At 66.3% G+C, this 21,655-nt stretch carries 19 protein-coding genes and 1 tRNA gene; 9 read left to right on the top strand and 11 right to left on the bottom strand.

The genetic code is table 11. The features are described from left to right. Nucleotides 1-115: 115 nt before the first annotated feature. From cysS to E7811_RS13430, 4 genes are all read left to right on the top strand, one after another. Entirely contained in the window at nt 116-1,540 is a 1,425-nt protein-coding gene (gene cysS, locus E7811_RS13445; RefSeq protein WP_136395157.1) for a cysteine--tRNA ligase, read from the top strand. After that, nucleotides 1,537-3,162, top strand: coding sequence for a citramalate synthase (cimA, locus tag E7811_RS13440; RefSeq protein ID WP_136395156.1), 1,626 nt, complete (start codon nt 1,537-1,539; stop codon nt 3,160-3,162). Before cysS ends, cimA begins: the two co-directional genes overlap by 4 nt. Further along, a complete protein-coding gene (locus E7811_RS13435) occupies nt 3,159-3,866 on the top strand; it encodes a class I SAM-dependent methyltransferase (protein ID WP_136395155.1) in 708 nt (235 codons plus the stop codon). Before cimA ends, E7811_RS13435 begins: the two co-directional genes overlap by 4 nt. A gap of 145 nt (nt 3,867-4,011) precedes the next feature. After that, nucleotides 4,012-4,824 carry a squalene/phytoene synthase family protein gene (locus E7811_RS13430; protein ID WP_136395154.1) on the top strand — a complete coding sequence of 271 codons (813 nt, stop codon included), beginning with the start codon at nt 4,012-4,014 and terminating at the stop codon, nt 4,822-4,824. 104 nt (nt 4,825-4,928) lie between these two features. Here the strand turns inward: E7811_RS13430 and E7811_RS13425 are convergent, their stop codons facing one another. Continuing rightward, the gene (locus E7811_RS13425) at nt 4,929-6,152 is read right to left on the bottom strand and encodes an MFS transporter (protein ID WP_136395153.1); all 1,224 of its coding nucleotides are present in this window, start codon (nt 6,150-6,152) and stop codon (nt 4,929-4,931) included. A 92-nt stretch (nt 6,153-6,244) separates the two neighbouring features. Here E7811_RS13425 and E7811_RS13420 point away from each other — a divergent pair, with 92 nt between their 5' ends. From E7811_RS13420 to pgi, 5 genes are all read left to right on the top strand, one after another. Next, complete coding sequence (locus E7811_RS13420; RefSeq protein ID WP_136395152.1) at nt 6,245-6,886, top strand: DNA-3-methyladenine glycosylase family protein; 642 nt, start codon at nt 6,245-6,247, stop codon at nt 6,884-6,886. Continuing rightward, on the top strand, nt 6,883-7,545 hold the full coding sequence (locus E7811_RS13415) for an alpha/beta hydrolase (protein ID WP_136395151.1): 663 nt from the start codon (nt 6,883-6,885) through the stop codon (nt 7,543-7,545). Before E7811_RS13420 ends, E7811_RS13415 begins: the two co-directional genes overlap by 4 nt. Before the next feature lie 159 nt (nt 7,546-7,704). Next, nucleotides 7,705-8,289 (top strand): HNH endonuclease, encoded by a 585-nt coding sequence (locus E7811_RS13410; protein WP_136395150.1) that lies wholly within the window; start codon nt 7,705-7,707, stop codon nt 8,287-8,289. Between the two features lie 147 nt (nt 8,290-8,436). Further along, nucleotides 8,437-9,891, top strand: a complete 1,455-nt coding sequence (gene zwf / locus E7811_RS13405; RefSeq protein WP_136395149.1) for a glucose-6-phosphate dehydrogenase — start codon at nt 8,437-8,439, stop codon at nt 9,889-9,891. A 26-nt stretch (nt 9,892-9,917) separates the two neighbouring features. Beyond that, on the top strand, nt 9,918-11,519 hold the full coding sequence (pgi, locus tag E7811_RS13400; RefSeq protein WP_136395148.1) for a glucose-6-phosphate isomerase: 1,602 nt from the start codon (nt 9,918-9,920) through the stop codon (nt 11,517-11,519). A gap of 213 nt (nt 11,520-11,732) precedes the next feature. Here pgi and E7811_RS13395 read toward each other — a convergent pair whose 3' ends face one another. The 10 genes from E7811_RS13395 to E7811_RS13350 form a co-directional block, all read right to left on the bottom strand. Then, on the bottom strand, nt 11,733-12,083 hold the full coding sequence (locus tag E7811_RS13395) for a RidA family protein (RefSeq protein WP_136395147.1): 351 nt from the start codon (nt 12,081-12,083) through the stop codon (nt 11,733-11,735). A gap of 29 nt (nt 12,084-12,112) precedes the next feature. Then, on the bottom strand, nt 12,113-12,910 hold the full coding sequence (locus E7811_RS13390) for a sulfotransferase family 2 domain-containing protein (protein ID WP_168733026.1): 798 nt from the start codon (nt 12,908-12,910) through the stop codon (nt 12,113-12,115). Nucleotides 12,911-13,002: 92 nt separating this feature from the next. After that, nucleotides 13,003-13,076 (bottom strand) — tRNA-Gly (locus tag E7811_RS13385). 34 nt (nt 13,077-13,110) lie between these two features. Then, nucleotides 13,111-13,653, bottom strand: coding sequence for a flavodoxin family protein (locus tag E7811_RS13380; protein ID WP_168733025.1), 543 nt, complete (start codon nt 13,651-13,653; stop codon nt 13,111-13,113). A gap of 99 nt (nt 13,654-13,752) precedes the next feature. Beyond that, nucleotides 13,753-15,795, bottom strand: a complete 2,043-nt coding sequence (locus E7811_RS13375; protein ID WP_136395144.1) for an ASKHA domain-containing protein — start codon at nt 15,793-15,795, stop codon at nt 13,753-13,755. After that, the gene (locus tag E7811_RS13370; protein ID WP_136395143.1) at nt 15,792-16,244 is read right to left on the bottom strand and encodes a cupin domain-containing protein; all 453 of its coding nucleotides are present in this window, start codon (nt 16,242-16,244) and stop codon (nt 15,792-15,794) included. The genes E7811_RS13375 and E7811_RS13370 overlap by 4 nt, the downstream gene beginning before the upstream one ends. A 124-nt stretch (nt 16,245-16,368) precedes the next feature. After that, complete coding sequence (locus E7811_RS13365) at nt 16,369-19,017, bottom strand: calcium-binding protein (RefSeq protein WP_136395142.1); 2,649 nt, start codon at nt 19,015-19,017, stop codon at nt 16,369-16,371. 166 nt (nt 19,018-19,183) lie between these two features. After that, complete coding sequence (locus E7811_RS13360) at nt 19,184-20,161, bottom strand: methyltetrahydrofolate cobalamin methyltransferase (RefSeq protein WP_136395141.1); 978 nt, start codon at nt 20,159-20,161, stop codon at nt 19,184-19,186. 10 nt (nt 20,162-20,171) lie between these two features. Further along, nucleotides 20,172-21,098, bottom strand: coding sequence for a methylenetetrahydrofolate reductase (locus E7811_RS13355; protein ID WP_136395140.1), 927 nt, complete (start codon nt 21,096-21,098; stop codon nt 20,172-20,174). Nucleotides 21,099-21,134: 36 nt separating this feature from the next. Continuing rightward, nucleotides 21,135-21,431: a virulence factor gene (locus tag E7811_RS13350; protein WP_136395139.1), complete on the bottom strand. Its 297-nt coding sequence runs from the start codon at nt 21,429-21,431 to the stop codon at nt 21,135-21,137. Nucleotides 21,432-21,655 lie beyond the last annotated feature (224 nt).

The raw sequence follows: 21,655 nt of genomic DNA, 5'->3' as shown, positions 1-21,655 counted from the left end.
CTGATCTGCTGCATTACCCGCTGACCCTGGGTCGCGCGGGTGCGTCGTCTTTTCCGATCGAGGAAACAGCCGGACCCCGCGCGGGAAATGCCGCCTGCCGCATGGGACCGGAAAGATGGTTGAAATCCGCCTGACGAACACCAGGACCCGCCGCAAGGAGGTCTTCACCCCGATCGACCCCGCCAATGTGCGGATGTATGTCTGCGGGCCCACCGTCTATGACCGCGCCCATATCGGCAACGCCCGGCCCGTGGTGGTCTTCGACACGCTCTTTCGCCTGCTGCGCCATGTCTATGGCGCGGATCACGTGACCTATGTGCGCAACTTCACCGACGTCGACGACAAGATCAACGCCGAGGCGCAGCGCCGCAGGGCCGCAGGCCGCCCCGGCACGCTGGAGGAGCTGATCCGCGAACGGACCGAGGAAACCATCGCCTGGTATCACGCCGACATGGATGCCCTCGGCGCCTTGCGCCCGACGATGGAACCGCGCGCGACCGAATATATCGGAGCGATGATCGCGATGATTTCCGACCTGATCGGGAAGGGGCATGCCTATGCCGCCGATGGCCATGTGCTGTTCCGGGTAAGGTCCTACCGGGACTACGGCGCGTTGTCGGGCCGGTCGGTTGACGACATGATCGCGGGGGCGCGGGTCGAGGTCGCACCCTTCAAGGAAGACCCGATGGATTTCGTGCTGTGGAAACCGTCGGATGCCGACCTGCCGGGCTGGGACAGCCCCTGGGGCCGCGGGCGGCCCGGCTGGCACATCGAATGTTCGGCCATGAGCCACGAATTGCTGGGGGCAACCTTCGACATCCATGGCGGCGGGATCGACCTTCAGTTCCCCCACCACGAGAACGAGATCGCGCAAAGCTGCTGCGCCCATCCCGAGGCGGGCTTTGCCCGCGTCTGGATGCACAACGAGATGCTGCAGGTCGAGGGCAAGAAGATGTCGAAGTCGCTCGGCAACTTCTTCACCGTGCGCGACCTTCTGGATCAGGGATACCCCGGCGAGGTGATCCGCATGGTCTATCTCGGTACGCATTATTCGAAACCCATGGACTGGACGGCAGAGAAGGCCGCGCAGGCCGAGGCCACGTTGCGGAAATGGCGGGGGCTTGTGGCGGACGCGAAGGCCGCGCCGGAGCCGTCACCATCGGTGATCGAGGCGCTTTCGGACGATCTGAACACGGCCGGCGCCATTGCCGCGCTGCATGCGCTGGCGGGCGCGGGCGATGCCGCTGGTCTGAAGGCCTCGGCGGCACTGCTTGGCCTGCTGGAGGACGGGATGGGGGATTGGGTCAGAGAACTTGAAATCCTTGAATGGCTGGTTGAAGGCGAAGATGCGCGGCCAGTAATCGAAATGACTATTGAGAAAATTGCCAAAGCTAGATCTGAAAAAGACTATTCGACAGCCGACTCACTCAAGAGCGCCTTGGCAGAAGCGGGGGTGACCTTGTCGTTTGATCGAGATGGCGGCGTCACCTACAAGCGTGCCAAGAAACTTGATCTGTCGAAGCTGGAGGGTCTGCAATGACCCGCGAGCGGCTCTATCTCTTCGACACTACGCTGCGCGACGGGCAGCAGACGCAGGGCGTCCAGTTCTCGACCGCCGAAAAGCGCCAGATCGCGCTGGCGCTGGATGCGCTTGGCGTCGATCACATCGAGGGCGGCTGGCCCGGCGCGAACCCCACCGACAGCGAGTTCTTCGCCGATGCCCCCGCCACCCGCGCCACGATGACCGCCTTCGGCATGACAAAGCGGGCAGGCCGGTCGGCCGAGAACGATGACGTCCTCGCCGCCGTTCTCGACGCAGCCACCCCTGCTGTCTGCCTCGTCGGCAAGACGCATGATTTCCACGTCACCACAGCGCTCGGGATCACGCTCGAGGAAAATCTCGAGTCCATCCGCGCGTCCATCCGCCATCTGGGCGTGAAGGGGCGCGAGGCGCTGTTTGACGCCGAACATTTCTTCGACGGCTACAAGGCCAACCCCGGTTATGCGCTGGATTGCCTGCGCGCGGCGCTTGAGGAAGGCGCGCGCTGGATCGTCCTGTGCGACACGAACGGCGGCACGCTTCCCGCCGAGGTCGGCCGCATCACGGCCGAGGTGATCGCGGCGGGCATTCCGGGCGACCGGCTGGGCATCCATTGCCATGACGATACCGGCAACGCCGTGGCCAATTCGCTGGCCGCGGTCGAGGCGGGCGCGCGGCAGGTCCAGGGCACGTTGAACGGGCTTGGCGAACGCTGCGGGAATGCGAACCTGACCACGCTGATCCCCACGCTGCTTCTGAAGGAACCCTATGCCAGCCGGTTCGAGACGGGCGTGACCCGCGACGCCCTGCGCGGGCTTCTGCGCACCAGCCGGATGCTGGATGACATCCTGAACCGCGTGCCCCTGCGCAGCGCGCCCTATGTCGGCGCCTCGGCCTTCGCGCACAAGGCGGGGCTTCATGCCAGCGCGATCCTGAAGGACCCGGCGACCTACGAACACATCGACCCCGCCCTTGTCGGCAATGACCGGGTCATCCCGATGTCCAACCAGGCGGGGCTGTCGAACCTGCGCGCGCGCCTGTCGGCGGCGGGGATCGGGGTGGAGGCGAACGACCCGCGGCTCGCCACGATCCTGGGCGAGATCAAGACGCGCGAGGACCAGGGCTATGCCTATGACGGGGCGCAGGCCAGTTTCGAGCTTCTGGCCCGCGGCGCGCTTGGGCTGAACCCGACCTTCTTCGAGGTCAAGCGCTATCGCGTCACGGTCGAGCGACGCAAGAACAAGTACAACCGCATGGTCAGCCTCTCCGAGGCGGTCGTCGTGGTGAAGGTGGGCGAGGTCAAGACGCTGTCGGTTTCCGAAAGCATGGATGAAACCGGCACCGACCGTGGCCCGGTCAACGCGCTGGCCCGCGCGCTGGCCAAGGACCTTGGGCCCTATCAGGCCTGCATCGACGACATGAAACTGGTTGATTTCAAGGTCCGCATCACCAATGGCGGCACCGATGCCGTGACCCGCGTCATCATCGACAGCGAGGACGGGCAGGGGCGGCGCTGGTCCACGGTGGGGGTGTCTGCCAACATCGTCGATGCCTCGTTCGAGGCGCTTCTGGACGCGATCCAGTGGAAGCTGATCCGCGACGTGAAGGTGCCGCTGGCATGAGCGAGGCCCTCGCCGCGATCTATGCTCCGCTCGACCGGCTGGCGCCGGGCAGCCCCGCCACCGTGGCGCGCGCCCTTTCGATCGCCGGAACCGGCCCCGCGGCGCGGGTGCTGGATGCGGGTTGCGGCACGGGCGCGGATGTTCCGGCCCTGCTGGCGGCCGAGGGTGTGGGCGAGGTCGTGGCGATGGACATGATCCCCGCCTTCACCGAACGCCTGTCGGCGCGGATCGCCGACCCGCGCCTGACCGTTCTTGCGGGCGACATGACGGCCCCGCCCGGATCGTTCGACCTGATCTGGGCGATGGGGGCGGCCTATGCGCCGGGCATGGATGCGGCGCTTTCGGCCTGGCGTGGGCATCTTCGGCCCGGCGGGCGGGTGGCGCTGTCCGATCTGGTCTGGCGCGTCGCCGCGCCTTCGACCGAGGCGCGCGCCTTCTGGGCCGAGGATTATCCGGCAATCGGCGATGCGTCGGCCTTTGCCGCCCGGATCGCGGGGGCGGGTTTTCGCGTGCTGGGTCAGTTCTGGCAGGATGCGGGCGATTGGTCGGCCTATTACGAGCCGCTGGCCCGTCGGCTGGACGAGATCGCGCCCGGCGATCCGGCGATGGACGAGGCGGTTGCGGCCATCCGGCGCGAGATTGCCCTTTGGCGGGCGCATGGGGACGATTACGGCTATCTTCTGGCGGTGATCGAGGCCGCCTGACTGCGCGCCCCCGGGACCTACCGGGCCCGGCGTTGATGGCGCCACCGCTGGCCGGTTTCGCCGCGCCCGGTGCGGATGACGCCCAAGTCCCGCAATGGTGATGGCTTGGCCTTGGCAAATCCGGCCGGCGTGATATCTGCGGCGGATGGACCACGATCCCGCCCTTGCCCCGTCTCCGTCCCTTGTTGAACCCCTTGTCGCGCCCTGTGCCGCCCTTGTCGAAAAGGGTGACCCTGATCGGTTTCGTGCGCTGATGGTGGCCCCGCTGGCCGCCCGGCTGCGGCTCTTCCCGCTTTTCGCCTTCAATCTTGAGGTCGCGCGCGCGCCTTGGGCCAGTCGCGAACCGATGATTGCCGAGATGCGGTTGCAGTTCTGGCGCGACGTTGTGGACGAGGCGGGTCAGGGCCGTGCCCGTGCGCATGAGGTGGCTGCCCCGTTGGCCCATCTGATCCGCGACCATGCGCTTCCACTGGATGTGCTGGATCGTCTGGTGGCCGCGCGGCAGTGGGATATCTACCGCGATCCCTTTGCGGATCAGGCCGCCCTTGACGCCTATCTGGAGGACACCGGCGCCGGGCTGATGTGGGCCGCGTGCAAGGCGCTTGGCGCGCCGGATGCGGCCGAGGGGGCGGTGCGGGCTGCAGGCTGGGCCGCCGGTCTGGCCGGGTTCCTGCGCGCGTTTCCCGAGCTTGAGGCGCGGGGGCGCGTGCCCCTTGTCGATGGCCGCCCCGAGGCTGTCGCGGCACTGGCCCGGCGCGGACTGGCGGCCTGGGCGCGCGCCCATGCGGGGCGCCCGCCGGCCGTCTGCGCGCCGGCGCTGCGGACCGCCTGGCAGACGCCCGCGATCCTGCGCACGGCGATGCGCGACCCGGCGCGGGTTGCCGGCGATGCGCTTGCGCCGTCGGAATTCGCCCGCCGCTGGGGTCTTCTGTGGCGCGCGGCCTCGGGCGGCTGGTGAAAGGGTGCGGGGCGGCCCGGCGGCGCCGCGTGGAAAAACCTCATGCGCTGCATGAGGGTCGCCCGGCAAGGCGATGCCCCAAAATGGAAAACCGCTTTTGGTGATTACTGCCGCAGCTCGCCAGGCCGCATCGCCAGCCAGATCAGCGCCGCGCCCGCGGCGATCAGGAACGGCAGCATCGCAAGGTTGACCGCCTGCCAGCCCGCCTCGACCGACCCGCCGGAACAGTTCATCAGCCCGCCCGACGAAAACGAGGCCATCGTCACGCCGCCGAAGACGATCAGATCGTTCATGCCCTGCATGCGGCCGCGTTCATGCGGCTCGTGCGCGCCCGCCAGCATCGTCGTCGCGCCGACAAATCCGAAATTCCAGCCGATCCCCAGAAGGATCAGGGCGATATAGAAATTCTCGAGTTCGACACCCGCCATCGCCACCGCGCCCGAGGCGGCAAGGATCACCAGACCCAGGGCCACGACCTTGCGCACGCCGAACCAGGCGATGATATGGCCGGTCACGAACGAGGGCGCATACATCGCCAGAACATGCGCCGTCACCACATTCGCGGCGTCCCCCGTCTCGAACCCGCAGCCGACGACAGCCAGGGGCGACGAGGTCATCACCAGGTTCATCAGCGCGTAAGAGACGGTCGCGCAGATCACCGCCACGGCGATCACCGGGGTGCTGATCAGTTCCATCCGGCTGCGGCCGCGCGCATCGCCCGCCCGAGGCGGCTGCGGCTTGGGTATGTCCAGCGCCGCGAACAGGAACACGCCAAGGGCATTCAGCAGGATCACGGCCAGATATGTCCCAAGGAAGGTGACGACGAACATCTCGGCCGTGACCTTCACCAGTTGCGGTCCCAGGATCGCCGACAGAAGCCCGCCTGCCATCACCCAGGAAATTGCCTTGGGCCGGAAATCGTCAGACGCGGTATCGGCTGCGGCAAAGCGGTAGAAACCCTGCGCGCTCATGTACATCCCGGTGAAAAGCGCGCCCAGGACGAACAGCGGGAAGGACGCGATGTAAAGCGCATAGGCCCCGATCGCCGCGCCAAGCGCGCCGCCCGCCGCACCGACGACAAAGCCCGCGCGCCGCCCGTGCCGCTGCATCAGCGCCGAAAGCGGTGCCGCCGACAGCATTGACCCGATCACCGTGGTCGAGATCGGCAGGGTGGCCCAGCAGGGGTTCGACGCAAGGGATTGCCCCGCCAGCCCCGCGATGGTGAAGATCATCGGCATCTGCGCGCCCAGAATCGCCTGCGCGGCCACGAGGACCAGGACATTGCGTTTCGCCAGCGCGTCGTTCGGAGTGTATGCGGCTTGGGTCATGCCGCATGGGTATGGCGGCGCCGCGCAGGACGCAAGCGGCTTTGATCAAACGCGGCGATCCGTCCGCATGGATGGCAGGAAAGGCACCGACGATGACCGCAGGCAGCACGGGGCGCATCATTGACGGGCCCGAGGATTTGGCCGAAGGGGTGGCATGGCTGGCGGCGCGCTGCCCGCGCATGGCCAGTGCGCTGGACCAGGTCGGCCCGCTGCCGCTGCGCCGATCGCCCGAGGGATTCGCCCAGCTTTTGTCGGCCATCGTCAGCCAGCAGGTTTCGGTCGCGTCGGCCAATGCGATCTGGGGGCGGCTGGAGTCCGCCGGAATGACCGCGCCCGAGCGGGTATCGGCGGCGGCCGAGGATGACCTGCGCGCGCTTGGCCTGTCGCGGCAGAAGGCGCGCTATGCCCGTGCGCTGGCCGGGGCGGGAATCGACTTTGCCGCACTTGGTGCCATGCCCGACGAGTCGGTGATCGCCGAACTGGTCCGCGTGCCCGGGATCGGGCGCTGGACGGCCGAAATCTATGCGATGTTCAGCCTTGGCCGGGCCGATGTCTTTGCCGCCAATGACCTTGCCTTGCAGGAATCGGCGCGGCTTCTTTACGGGCTTGCAGAACGTCCGGGCGAACGCGCGCTGCGCGAGATGGCCGGGGATTGGTCGCCGTGGCGGGCAGTTGCGGCGCGCACGCTTTGGGCCTACTACCGCCTGGCCAAACAGCGGGAGGGCATCCGGTGACGCGGGAGTTGAACTTCGGTCGGCGTGCGCCGAAATCGGGGCAGGCGAAAAGCATGGTCGTCTTCGTGCACGGCTATGGCGCGGACGGGGCCGATCTGCTGGGGCTGGCCGATCCGCTGGCGCCGCATCTGCCCGATACGGTCTTTCTGGCCCCCGACGCGCCCGAGAACTGCGCCGGCAACCCGTTCGGATATCAGTGGTTTCCGATTCCCTGGCTTGACGGGTCATCGGAAGAGGCAGCGCGCCAGGGTCTTGTGCGCGCGGCCGAAGATCTGAACGCCTTTCTGGATGCCCGCCTGGCCGACGAAGGGCTTGAACCCGATTCGCTGGCGCTGGTCGGGTTTTCGCAGGGCACGATGATCAGCCTGCATATCGCGCCCCGTCGCGACCGGGCGATTGCCGGGGTGGTGGCCTTTTCGGGCCGCCTTCTGGCGCCGGAAACGCTTGCCGCCGAAGCGCGGGTGAAGCCGCCCGTGCTGTTGATCCACGGCGATGCCGATCCGGTCGTGCCGTTCCAGGACATGTCGCTGGCGGGCAACGCCCTGGTCGGGGCGGGGTTTGAAACCTATGGCCATGTCATGCAGGGCACGGGCCACGGCATCGCGCCCGACGGGCTGTCGGTTGCGCTGTCCTTCCTGAAGGAACGGCTGCCCGCCTGATCCGTCACAGCCCCGTCACATCCCCGTGTCAGGCATGGGCCACCGCATATTGCGGGGCTTGCCTGATGCATCACGCGATATATAGTCGTGGGCAACCGGGGCGGGGCTCCCCGTCCTGGTCTGTGGCAAGCAGGCGGGACGAAAGCGGAGTCTTCGGGTATGGACGGCGATTTCAGGCAGACATTCGTGCGGGAACCGGCGGGGCTGAAACAGTATCCCGCGCTGGTGTTGAATGCCGATTACCGCCCGCTTTCATATTACCCGCTGTCGCTCTGGCCCTGGCAGGAGGCGATCAAGGCGGCCTTCCTCGACCGGGTGCAGATCGTGGCCGAATACGATCAGGTCGTGCGAAGCCAGCGGGCCGAGTTCCGGATACCCTCGGTCGTGGTGCTGAAGGATTTCGTCAAACCCCAGAAGCGCGTGGCCTTCACGCGCTTCAATCTTTTTCTGAGGGACGAATTCTGCTGCCAGTACTGCGGTTCGAAGGGCGACCTGACCTTCGATCATGTCGTGCCCCGGTCACGCGGGGGCATTACCAGCTGGGAAAACGTCGTGGCGGCCTGTTCGCCCTGCAACCTGAAGAAGGCGAACAAGACGCTCCGGCAGTCCGGGATGGTGCTTGCCCGCGTACCCCGGCAGCCCCTGCCGGAAGAGATGCTGGCCCATGGTCGCCGCTTCCCGCCGAACCACCTGCACGAAAGCTGGATGGATTTCCTGTATTGGGACACGGAACTGGAAGCCTGATCGCACAGGTCCGCCGCGCCCTCGCCGCCACACCCGGACATCAGAGTTTTGCCGCGCCTGCGAGAGGGTGCTAGACTCGCCCGCCGACGGGGTTTAGAAGGGCCCTGCGTTAGCGCTAACGGCGCTGCCACAGAAGGAGCCGCACCCATGGTCTCGCGCGTCATTCCGGTCGATCCCTTCGATCTGGTCGTCTTCGGTGCAACCGGCGACCTTGCCCGCCGCAAGATCCTGCCCGGTCTCTATCGCCGGTTCTGGGCCGGGCAGATGCCCGCCGACAGCGCGATCATCGGCGCGGCCCGGTCCGAAATGACGGTCGAAGCCTTCCGCGCGGTGGTGCGCGAGGCGATCGACGAACATGTCAGCGCCGAAAAGCGGGACGCCGCCACTATCGATGCCTTCCTCGACCGTGTCGACTATGTCACCATCGACGCGAAGGGCGAGGCCGGCTGGCCCAGCCTCAAGGCCGAGATGCGCAAGGGCATGGTCCGCGCCTTCTATTTCTCGGTCGCCCCGTCGCTGTTCGGCGACCTGGCCGAACGGCTCCACAAGCACGGCATCGCCGATGCGCAATCGCGCATCGTGGTGGAAAAGCCCTTCGGCCATGATCTGGACAGCGCGCGCGCCCTGAACGCCACCCTCGCGCGGCATTTCGACGAACATCAGATCTACCGGATCGACCATTACCTGGGCAAGGAAACGGTCCAGAACCTGATGGCGGTCCGCTTCGCCAACATCCTGTTCGAGCCGCTTTGGAATGCGCAATACGTCGACCACGTGCAGATCACGGTGGCCGAAACCGTCAGCGTCGAGGGGCGGGGCGCCTATTACGACAGGTCGGGCGCTATGCGGGACATGGTGCAGAACCACATCATGCAGCTTCTCTGCCTGATCGCGATGGAGCCGCCCTATCACTTCGATCCCGATGCGGTGCGCGACGAAAAGCTCAAGGTGATCCGCGCGCTTGATCCCGTGCAGCCGCAGGACATCGTGCGCGGGCAGTATCGCGCGGGCGGCGGTCAGGCGGGCTATGTCGATCATTCCGAAAACCCCGACAGCACCACCGAAAGCTATATCGCGCTGAAGGTCCATGTCTCGAACTGGCGCTGGAAGGGCACGCCCTTCTACCTGCGCACGGGCAAGCGGCTGCGCGCCCGCGCCTCCGAGATCGCCATCACCTTCAAGGAACCGCCCCATTCCATCTTCGACGATGAAAAGGGCTGGCGTGAAAATGTGCTGGTGATCCGGCTTCAGCCCGACGAAGGCATGAACCTGAAGGTGATGATCAAGGAACCCGGTCCGGGCGGGATGCGCCTGGTGCAGGTGCCGCTGGACATGTCCTTCGCCGAAGCCCTGGGCGAGAACGGCACCGACATTCCCGATGCCTACGAACGGCTGATCATGGATGTGATCCGGGGCAACCAGACCCTGTTCATGCGCGGAGACGAGGTAGAGGCCGCCTGGGCCTGGACCGATCCGGTGATCCGCGGCTGGGAAGACCGCGGCGACCGCCCGCAGGGATATGATCCGGGCTCGTCCGGCCCCGAAGATGCCTTGATGCTGATGCACAGGGACGGGCGCCGCTGGCGCGAGATTCGCGACTGACAGGGCGCCAGGGGGAACAAAGGACGATGCAGCAGATCTGGACCGCACTGGCCGAGAACAACCGCACCACCGAAGGCCGGCGGATCGCCGATCTTTTGGCCGACCCCGGCCGGATGGAGGATTTTTCGGTCGCCGACGGGGGGCTGTTTTTCGATTTCGCGAAGACGAACATCGACCGGGGCGCGCTGTCGCTCCTGCTGGATCTGGCCGGGGCCTCGGGCCTTGCCGACCGGCGCGAGGCGATGTTCTCGGGCGCGCGGATCAACGAAACCGAAGACCGCGCCGTTCTGCACACCGCGCTGCGCAACCTCGGCGGATCGGTCATCGTCGAGGGGCAGGACGTGATGCCCGGCGTCCGCGCGGTGCATGCGCGCATGTCGGCCTTTGCCCGTGACGTGCGCGAGGGGCGGTTCCGGGGGCAGGGCGGGGCGATCACCGATGTGGTCAACATCGGCATCGGCGGGTCCGACCTCGGCCCGGCGATGGCGACACTTGCGCTTGCCCCCTTCCACGACGGGCCGCGCTGCCATTTCGTCTCGAACGTCGATGGCGCGCATATCGCCGACACGCTGAAGGGGCTCGATCCGGAAACGACCCTGGTCATCGTCGCCTCCAAGACCTTCACGACCATCGAGACGATGACCAATGCCGAAACCGCGAAACGCTGGATGGCGACGCGCGTGGACGATCCGGCGGCGCAGTTCGCCGCCGTCTCGACCGCGCTTGATCGAACGGCGGCCTTCGGCATCGACCCGTCCCGCGTCTTCGGCTTCGAGGACTGGGTCGGCGGGCGCTATTCGATGTGGGGGCCGATCGGCCTTGCGCTGATGATCGCGGTCGGGCCGGACGATTTCGACGCCTTCCTCGCCGGCGGGGCTGCGATGGATGCCCATTTCCGCAGCGCGCCTGCCGCGCGGAACCTGCCCGTCCTGCTGGCCCTGGTGGGGATCTGGCACAATCAGGTGCAGGGCCATGCCACCCGCGCCGTCCTGCCCTATGACCAGCGCCTCGCCCGGCTTCCGGCCTATCTGCAACAGCTCGAGATGGAATCGAACGGCAAGCGCGTGGCGATGGATGGCCAGGACCTCGCGCTCCATTCCGGCCCCGTGGTCTGGGGCGAACCGGGCACCAATGGACAGCATGCCTTCTATCAGCTGATCCACCAGGGCACCCGGATCGTGCCTTGCGAATTCATCGTCGCGCGAGAGGGGCACGAGCCCGATCTGGCCCACCAGCACCAGCTTCTGGTCGCGAACTGCCTTGCGCAATCCGAGGCGCTGATGCGCGGCCGCAGCCTTGACGAGGCGCGCGCGGCGATGGCCCGGAAGGGGCTTGCCGGGGACGAACTGGAAAGGCAGGCCCGCCACCGGGTGTTTCCCGGCAATCGGCCCTCGACCACCCTGGTCATTCCGAAACTGACGCCCTTCACCCTTGGCCAGATCATCGCGCTTTACGAACACCGCGTCTTTGTCGAAGGGGTGATCCTGGGGATCAACTCCTATGACCAGTGGGGGGTGGAACTGGGCAAGGAACTGGCGCTGGCCGTGCAGCCGATCCTCGCAGGGACGGCGCCCGCGACCGGCAAGGACGCCTCGACCCGCGCGCTGATCGCCCGTCTTGCGCCGTGATCTTGTGCGCCGTGATCTTGTGCCGTGATTGGGCCTTTGAGGGGGCTCTGCCCCCTCGGGCCTGCGGCCCTCACCCCCGGGATATTTCGACCAAAGTGAAACCAGTTTGATTCAAATTGTCTTTCAACCTGGCGAAAATACCCTCGGGGGGTGAATTTGGCGCAGCCAAAGAGGGGGGCAGACAGCCCCCCTCTCTTTTTTTCGAAACGCCGGTTACTTCAGTGCCGCGGTGACTATCACCTCGACCTTGTAGTCGGGTGCCGCCAGCCGGGCCTCGCCGGTGGCGCGGGCGGGTGTGTGGCCCTGGGGCACCCAGGCATCCCAGACGGCGTTCATCTCGGCAAAGCTGGCGATGTCGGCCAGCCAGATCTGTGCCGACAGGATCCGCGTCTTGTCGGTGCCGGCCGCGGCCAGGATCCGGTCGACCTCGGCCAGGCACTGGCGGGTCTGGTCGGCCACGCTGTCGCCGGGATTGCCGACCTGGCCTGCAAGCCAGACGATGCCATTGTAGCAGACCGCCTCGCTCATGCGGGGGCCGGTGCCGATACGCTTGATTTCGGACATGGGTTTCTCCTCTTTGGTCCGGACCTGTTTCAGTATCCGAAGGCTTCGTAATCGGGGGCGTAGAGCGTCTCGATCCGGGCGCGCTGCGCGGGCGTCACGGCCGTGCGCGCCGCACCCGAGACGTTGTGGCGTTCAGCCAGAAGATGCGCGGGCGGGAAATCCGGCGCGCCGCCCTCGGCAAAGATGCGGCGGATGTCGGCCTCGTAGCTTTCCACCCGTCCGACCGCGTCAAAGCGGATGTCCTTCCAGGCGACATTGTCCACCTGAAGCCGCCAGTGGCTGTCGGTGCGCAGGCGGTCAATCTCGAACGTGTGGGCGACATAGTCGAGGAAGACATCGAAGTTGTAGTCTTCCCCGCGGGCCGGGTCATAGCCATGCGCCTTCATCGGCCCCATGTGCTTGTGCCGGGCGATGTTCTTCTGATCGACAAAGAAGTTGCGGAAGGCCGAATGGGCGCGCGTTTCGGGGTGGCGGACGAAGGTGAACAGATAGGCCATGTGCGCCTCGAACACCGGGCGGATGTCGGGCCAGCGATAGCGCGCGGCATAGATGCCCTTGTCGGCGCGGTGGACATTGCCGGGATAGGTCTCGCCGAGGTTGCCATAGGCATAAAGAAGTTGCGTCGTCTGCGTGCAGGCGCATTTCTGGTTCCGCAGGAACAGGAAGCGCTTGTCATGGCTGAGGATCAGGTTGCGCAGCGGCCCGCGCATGTGCAGCGGTTCGCGTTCCAGTTCCATCAGCACCCGGTAGCGCGGAAAGAACGGCGCCAGCAGCCGGTTGACCAGCGTGTTGTTCGTGTCCGGGGCAAGGTATACGGGTTTGTCCATCCTCGGTCCGCCTGGCTTCATGCTGTGGTCCCGCCCTTCTGGCAATGAATGCGCCCCGGCGCAAGCGCCACGCGTCGTTCAGGATCGGGGGATGGAGCGGGTGAAGGGAATCGAACCCTCGTCTTCAGCTTGGGAAGCTGCGGCTCTACCATTGAGCTACACCCGCATGCGCCTTGAGGTAAGCGATGGGTCGCGCGGCGTCAAGCGGTGAAAAACCGGGGCGCGCGGGCCAGCGTATCGGCGTCCTCCAGCACATCCCCGGGCTGGTCCCCAAGCCCGTTCAGCACCCCGCGCCAGGTCATCCCCAGAAAGCCCGCGGTCCGTTCCATCGCCGCCTCAAGAGGTGCCACGACGCCCGGATCGGCATCCGCGCGCACGGTGATCAGCCACAGGTTCTTGCCCCGGATCCAGTCGGCAAAGTCGAATCCCGGCACTTCGAGCCAGTTCGACCAGTGGTCGAGCAGAAGCTTTGCCGGGGCGGGCAGGGCATACCAGTAGACCGGCGCCACGAAGACGATGTCGGTCGCGGGCCGCAGGCTGCGGGCGATCTCGCCAAGCCGTCCGTCGGGCGGGGGCACCTCTTCGCCGCGCAGGTCGCGGAAGGGCGGCAGGGCGGGCGTGGTCAGGTCGATCCAGTCCTGCCGCACCGCATCGGGCAGGGCGTCGGCGGCACGATAGGCCAGCCGTTCGGTATTGCCGTTTGGCCGACCGCCAGAAACCAGGAATACAAAGCGCCGTGTCATGACAAACCTCATCCGACGCGCTGACAAGATCACTTCCCGAAGGAAAAGCAAAGGGGGGCAACGCCCCCCTTCGATCCTACGGCACATTCGGCGCGGGCCTCAGCCCCGGCGGCGGCGGCGGCCACCCTCGGCCCCGGACCCTGCGGTGTTGAAGCTGACTTCGGGCAAGGACGCCACGCCGGCCAGATGCGGGAACGGATCGGTCGCGTGTGGGATGGCGTTGGCGTTGACGAAATGTTCCTGGAAGCGCGGCTCGATCGCGGTTTCGATCTTGTGGATCTGGTGCACGGTCGTCTCGATCTGGTCGCGCGCCGCCACGTTGCAAAGCGCGATCCGCGCGCCGGTGCCGGCGGCATTGCCCGCACTGGTCACCTTGTCCAGCGCCGCGTCGGGGATCATCCCCAGCACCATCGCGTGTTTCGGGCTGATATGGGCGCCGAAGGCCCCTGCCAGAGTGACCCGGTCAACGGTGTCGACTCCCATCTCGTCCATCAAGAGCCGCGCGCCCGCATAAAGCGCGGATTTCGCAAGCTGGATGGCGCGGATGTCGCCCTGCGTCACCATGATGCGCGGGCCGCCCTCGGCGCTGCCGTCATGCAGCACATAGGAATGGGTGCGCCCTTCGGCCACGCAGCGCGCGGTGCCGGTCTGGTCGGGGCCGCCGATCAGGCCGCCCGGATCGACGAGGCCCGCCATGCGCATTTCGGCCACGGCCTCGATGATGCCCGAACCGCAGATGCCGGTGATGCCGCTTGTCGCGGTTGCGGCGCCAAAGCCCGGATCGTCCGACCACAGGTCGGACCCGATCACGCGGAAGCGGGGTTCCTTGGTGACGGGGTCGATTTCCACCCGTTCGATCGCGCCCGGGGCGGCGCGCTGGCCCGAACTGATCTGCGCTCCTTCGAAGGCCGGCCCGGTGGGCGAGGAACAGGCCAGAACGCGGGTCTTGTTGCCCAGAAGGATCTCGGCATTGGTGCCCACATCGACGATCAGCACCATGTCCTCGGACTTGCCCGGTTCTTCCGACAGGGCCACGGCGGCAGCATCCGCGCCCACATGACCCGCGATGCAGGGCAACACATAGACCCGCGCGGCGCGGTTCACGTTGCCAAGGCCAAGGTCACGCGCCTCCAGCGACAGGCTGCCCGAGGTGGCCAGCGCAAAGGGCGCCTGGCCAAGTTCCACCGGGTCGATCCCCAGCAGGAGGTGATGCATCACGGGATTGCAGACAAAGACGATCTCGTAGATCGCGCCCACATGCACCTCGGCCTCGGCCGCGATGGACAGCGACAGGTTGTCGATCGCCTCTCGCACGGCGTTGGTCATCTCCTGATCGCCGCCGGGGTTCATCATCGCATAGCTGACCCGGCTCATCAGATCCTCGCCAAAGCGGATCTGCGGGTTCATCACGCCGGACGACGCCAGCACGCGCCCGTCCTTCAGGTCGCACAGATGTGCGGCGATGGTGGTTGACCCGAGGTCGATCGCCAGCCCGTAGATCCCGCCTTCGTGAAAGCCCGGCCAGATGTCCAGGATCGTGTGGCGCGCATCGTGGTTGCCCTTGTGCAGGGCGACGGTCACCTTCCATTCGCCCTTGCGCAGGGTCGTTTGCAGGCGGCGCAGCAGATGCAGGTCGGCCTCGACATCCTCGATCTGCCACTGGTCGCGGAGCGCGATGGCCAGGCGTTCGAAATCGCCGGTGGGTTCATGCATGTCGGGTTCGGCGACCTCGACATAGAAAAGCCGGGTGGCCGGGTCCATTTCGATCACCCGTTCGGTGGCCGACTTCCGGATCACCTGCTTGTGCACCTGGCTTTCGGGCGGCACGTCGATCACCACGTCGCCCATGACCTTGGCCTGACATCCCAGCCTGCGGCCATCGATCATGCCGCGCTTGGACTTGTAGCGTTCCTCGACCGCGTTCCATTCGCTGAGCGCATCCGCATCGACTGTCACGCCATGCTTGGGAAATTCGCCGTAGCCGGGCGTGATCTGGCATTTCGAACAGATGCCGCGCCCGCCGCAGACGCTGTCCAGGTCGACGCCCAGTTGCCGTGCCGCCGTCAGGACCGGGGTTCCCAGCGGGAACCGCCCCCTCTTGCCCGAGGGGGTAAAGATCACGAGTGCATCGTCTTCGGTCATGCGGTCAGGCTCCGGGTGTCTTGCAGTGCGGCACCCGCGGCGACGGTCGCTGCGGGGGTGTCTTCGGTTTCGTGGCAGAAGCGATAGGCGATATGCTCGAAGGAGTCGGTGTTGAAGACGTAAAACCAGCGCATTCCGGTCAGGGCAAGGGGGATGCCGTGAACTGCGTGTCCGGGAATGTACAGTGCAACGCCGGGGGCAAGCCTGTGCGTCTCGCCTTCGATCATCACCTCGCCCTCGCCCTCAAGGCCGAAATAGATTTCGGGCTCGGCATGGGAGTGCAATGCGAAATGTTCGCCGGGCGCGATTTCGGCCACGCCGCAGACGAAGCCCTCGGTGCCGGTCAGCGCACCCGAAATCAGCGTGCGCCAATGCAATGTGCCACGTGCCGGGTCGCCCCAGGCTTCGTCCGCGCGGTCGTCCACCGCCACACGACGTGCTGCGCTCATCTCTGTCTCCGACTGCTCGCTGATCAGCAGTTCTAGGGCGCGGTGCGGGCGCTGCAATGTCTGTTTGCGGCAGAATCTGGTCTTCAACCGGCGAAGGCGGCGCCGGGCAGGCCGTCACCACCCGTCAAAGCCAGAAATCGTCGAACAGGATCTTGTCGCCGGTGCCGAAGGTCAGCACGAACCCGTCGCGCCCGTTCTGCCCGGTCATTCCGCGCGGAAGGTCGTCAAGGTCGATCGTGCGGCCCCCGATGATCAAGCGGTCCTGCATCTGATTGAAATCCTCGATCACGCTGCGCGTATCCGAACGGGTGCCGAAGCCCTTGAAGACAAACGTGTCACGGTCGGCCCCGCCGGTCAGGACATGGCCCGCCCGCGACAGGTCGGCGACCAGCGTGTCGCGCCCGGCGCCGCCCGCCATCATGGTGCGGTCCAGTGCCGACACCAGGCGGTCCTGCCCGCCGTCCCCCATGAGCGTATCGGCGCCCGGCCCGGCAAGAAGGCGGTCGTTGCCTGCGCCCCCCGACAGCCGGTCGCGCCCGGATCCGGCCTGCAGAAGGTCGTTGCCATTCCCGCCCGAAAGCCGATCACCACCCTCGCCGCCCAGCAGGCGGTCGTGGTCGCCCCCGCCATCCAGCGTATCGCGCCCCGCCCCGCCCGACAGAAGGTCGCGCCCGGTGCCCCCGTTCAGGCGATCATCGCCATTCTGTCCGTAAAGCCGGTCATTGCCCGCGCCGCCGTAAAGCCGGTCGGTGCCGCCCGATCCGTTCAGCCGGTCCGCCCCGCTGCCGCCATCCATCCGGTTGTTGCCGGCCCCGCCGATCAGTAGGTCACGTCCGGCCCCGCCCAGAAGATGCGTGGCGCCGCCGCCTGCGACCAGCCGGTCGTCGCCGCTGTCGCCTGACAGGGTGTCCGACCGCAGCCCGCTTTCGATCGTGTCGTTGCCGCCCAGGCCCTCGATCCGCCGCGCCTGGCCCTCGAATCGCATGCCGCTGAAATCCTCGAAGCCTGCCGCGATCCTTTCGCTGGCGCTTGTGCCCTGGACCCAGCCCGCGCGCCCCGTGAATTCGACCGATGCCGCACCGAAGGTGGCGCGGGCATCAAGGATCACCGTCCGGCTGCCGTCGGCATGGCGGATCACCACATCATCGACCGCGGCGCCGTTCACGGCATCGAACCGCAGGCGTGCGGCGATGTCGGTCCAGCTGTCATAGCCGCGCCCCAGATAGACGCGGTCACCCTGTCCGGTCTTCAGGTCGGTGATCAGGTCACTGCCCTGCGCGGCATCGAAGCGATCCATCCCGGCGCCACCTTCCAGCGTGTCGTCCCCCGCGCCCCCGCGCAGCAGATCGTTGCCGGTGCCGCCGAACAGCAGGTCGCGGTTTCCGCCGCCCGCCAGTGCATCGTCGCCCCATTGCCCGAACAGGAAATCCTCGTAGCCCGCGCCGGTCAGGCGGTCCTGTCCGCTGCCGCCGTAAAGAAAGTTGTTGGCCCCCGCGTTCCCGATCAGTCGATCGTTTCCGCCTTGTCCGAAGGCGGTTCCCACAAGCCGGGGGATGTCGAAATACTGGCCCGCCTTCCAGTCGGCCTCATAGGCCTCGTTGCGCAGCCGCGCGGTGAAGGTCCGCGCCCAGACGGTTTCATCGCCGGCATGGGCCGCCGCCTCGCCGCCAAGGGAAAAGGCATTCAGCGCGAAGGCATAGGAATGTTGATGCAGAAGCCGCAGGTTGGTGCCCGGATCGATCACCACGAGGTTCGACGCGCCCGCCTCTGCGGCCGAGAACCATGTCACCCCGATCCCGCGGGTGGCGAACCATTCCAGTGTGCGGGCGAATGCGGTGACTTCGGACGTCGGGTGCGAGAAGTCGTTGATCAGCGCCCCGGCGAGGTTGGTTTCGGTCAGCAGGATGTCATCCGATCCCAGGACGCTGAAGGCATCCTCGTAGGCGCGGATCAGCGCGGCGGGGTCGGTGATGTCGGGGCCGGTGTGCCAGCCCGGATAAAGATGTGCCGCCCAGACCAGATCCTCGCCCGCCGCGGCGCGCAGGTATTGCAGCGCCGACCGGGTGCCGACGGCATGTTCGGCAAGTTCCTCGAACCGCGCCGAATAGCCCCAGCCGGGGATCAGGATCTTGCCCTCGGCGCGGGCGTCCACAAAGCGCGCGGCCTCGGCCATGTGGCGGGCGAAAAGGTCCACGAACCGCGCCTCGGCGGCCTCCTTCATCCCGCGGGGGGCCATCACCACGGCATTCTGGTAGGCGGCCGGTTCGTTGGCCAGCTCATACCCCCAGACCTGCGACTTGATCCCGGCATGGGTGTCCAGCCAGTCCATCATCTTGTCCCAGGACCGCATCATCCGGTCATGCGCCTCGCCATCCAGCGCGGCGTAAAGCTGGTCTTCAGTCATGCCCGAGCGGCCCAGTTCCTGAAGCCCGCCGTCGGTATAGGCGAAGATCAGCTTGAAACCCTGCTGGACCGCCGCCGCGATGAAGCGTTCGTAAAGCGGATGCAGCGCGCCGTTCTCGTCGAAGGCAAAGTCGTTGAAGCTGAGCCGGAGCGTGTTGACCTGGGGAAGGGCGATCCGCAACCCGCGGGCAAAGCCTTCGGGGTCGCCGTCCATGCCGGTCGGGATGAGCTGCTGGGTTCCCTGCCACATGTAATGGCGGGAGTTTGCCGCCAGATTGGCGTCATAGGTGCCAGCAGCCTGATCCAGCGCGATCTGAGGTTCGGCCAGAAACAGGACGTGCACGGCATTGATCTGGGTCGTCACACTCATCCGTCTTCCAGGAACTCAACCTTCGCCCATTGCGGGTGTCCTAGGGGTGATCCATGCGGATTCTGTGGGGTGCGGATGGCAAAAATGGGGCGTGAACAACGGATTGGCCAAAAAAAAAGAACCGGGCTGAACGGCCCGGTTCCTGCAATCCTGCGCGGCGTGCGGATCAGGCGCGGTTGCGTCCGCCCCGGCGGCCACGGCTGGCCGAAGACACCGCGGCGGAGGCTTCGGCGAAGCTCTGGCCCGCTTCGACCGCCTCGACCACCTTGGCGAAACGGATCCATTCGCCGCCGTTCGCATCGTGGTTCATCAGGAAGTTGGCGGCGCGGATCGCCTCCATTTCCTGAAGCCGCACGGGGTTCATGATCGCGCTGGTCATGCCCGCGCCGATCGCCATCGGCAGGAAGGCCGCGTTGATGCCGTGACGGTGCGGCAGGCCGAACGAGATGTTCGAGGCGCCGCAGGTCGTGTTCACGCCCAGTTCGTCGCGCAGGCGGCGGACGAGGGTGAACACCTGCTGGCCCGCGCTGGCCATCGCGCCGACCGGCATCACCAGCGGGTCAACCACGATGTCATGTGCCGGGATGCCGTGATCTGCGGCGCGCTCGACGATCTTCTTGGCCACCGCAAAGCGGACATCCGGATCGGGCGAGATGCCGGTGTCGTCGTTCGAGATCGCCACGACTGGCACATTGTATTTCTTGACCAGCGGCAGCACCAGTTCCAGCCGCTCTTCCTCGCCCGTGACCGAGTTCAAAAGCGGGCGACCCTCGCAGGCGGAAAGCCCGGCCTCAAGCGCTGCGGGAACCGAGCTGTCGATGCACAGCGGCACGTCAACCACGCCCTGCACGATTTCGATCAGCTGGCGCATCAGCGGCGGTTCGACAAAGTTGTTGTCGGCATAGCGCGGGTCTTCGGCCATCTTGTTGGTGAAGACCGCGCCCGAGTTGATGTCGAGAACGGTGGCGCCGCAGGCGACCTGCTCCAGCGCGTCTTTGATCACGGTGTCGAAATTCCCGGCCTCAAGCTCGGCGGCCAGCTTCTTGCGGCCTGTCGGGTTGATCCGTTCGCCGATCACGCAGAAGGGTTCGTCAAAACCGATGACGACGGTCTTGGTTTTGGATTCGATCACTGTCCGGGTCATGGTCTTTTCCTTATGCGTGGTTGGCCGGAACACCCGAGGCCCCACCATTTTCGGTGGCCCAGGTGGCGTTTGTCTTGATCCCGCCGAGCGGGAAGAAATGCACCGCCTCGATCCCGAAATCGGGGTTGGCGGCCTTGTGGGCGGCCAGTTCGGCGACGAATTCGGTCGGCTCGTAGGGCAGCAAGAGCTTGGTCACGTCCATCGCCCGCTTTTGCAGCACCCTGAGCGAGGGGCCGACGCCGCAGGCGATGGCGAACTTGATCAGCGTCTGAAGCTTCGCCGGACCGGCCACGCCGATATGCACCGGCAGCCCGATTCCTTCGGCCTGAAGCCGGTTCACCCAGTCGATCACCGGTTTCGCCTCGAAGCAGAACTGCGTGGCCATCGCCATCTTCGCATCGGTGCGTTCGGCAAAGGCCGATTTCCAGCGGGCGGCTTCCATCACCATCCGGTCGGACCCGTCCGGGTCGATGTCGCGGTTGCCTTCGGGGTGGCCCGCCACATGGAGCCGTTCGAACCCGTCGAAGGCGCCCGATTCCAGAAGCTGCATCGAGGTCTGATACTCACCCACCGGCTGCGCCACGCCACCGGCCAGGATCAACCCCTGCTTCACATCTGCCTCGCCCTTGTAACGGGCGACCCAGTCCTGAAGCGTGGCGCGGTCCTTGATGATGCGCGCCGGGAAATGCGGCATGACCGGAAAGCCCTCGGCATTCAGGCGCCGGGCGGTCGCGACCATGTCCTCGATCGGGGTGCCGTCAATATGGGCGATGTAGACCCGCGTGCCTGCGGGCAGGATGTCGCGGAAGTTTTCCACCTTTTCGGCGGTTCGCGGCATCACCTCGATCGAGAATCCCTTGAGGAAGGTCTCGACCTCGGGGCGGGTGCCATTGTCGGCGGTGGTCGTCGCCTCGCGGCGGAAATTGAAAAGCGCCATGTCAGGCCTCCTCGGGAAGATTGCGGGGCAGGGGGCTCAAGCCCGTCCCTCGGCATTGATCAGCGCCTTAAGCCGCGCCGTGTCATATTCCGCCTCAAGACGCGCGGCCTCGTTCCGGGCGACCTCGTCGGGGTCGCCGTCCACCTCGTAGGGCGGTGCCTTGCGCCATTCGGCAAGATAGCTGTCGGTATCGCGCGCGCCAACCTTCATCGCGCAGCGGTCGATCGCCTGTTCGAAGCGTTCGCTCAACTGCACCTTCGACCCGCGCCGCCCCTTGCCCACGATCACCTGTGCAGGAATATCGCGCCAGTAAACGATCGTAACCTCGGGCATCGCTGATTCCCTCCTGCTGTCCGTGACCCCGTTCTAAGCGCCGCATCGCGACTGTCAGTGTCGGTTTTCGACATGGTGCGATTGCGTTGCGACGCGGGCCCTTTTAGGCGACCGGCGGCGGAAATGCCCGCCAAAATTTTTCATGTGCTTGATGAGGAACGTGCAATCGGGCGCAGCGACCGCGCGCATCGGCTTGTATTCGGCAAGGTCGCAAACCGACGTGG

Source organism: Aliigemmobacter aestuarii, from assembly GCF_004799285.1.
In the GTDB taxonomy this organism is placed as follows: Bacteria; Pseudomonadota; Alphaproteobacteria; order Rhodobacterales; family Rhodobacteraceae; genus Aliigemmobacter; species Aliigemmobacter aestuarii.
Note: the sequence above shows the minus strand (reverse complement) of the source record. Positions and strands in the feature narration are given on the sequence as shown.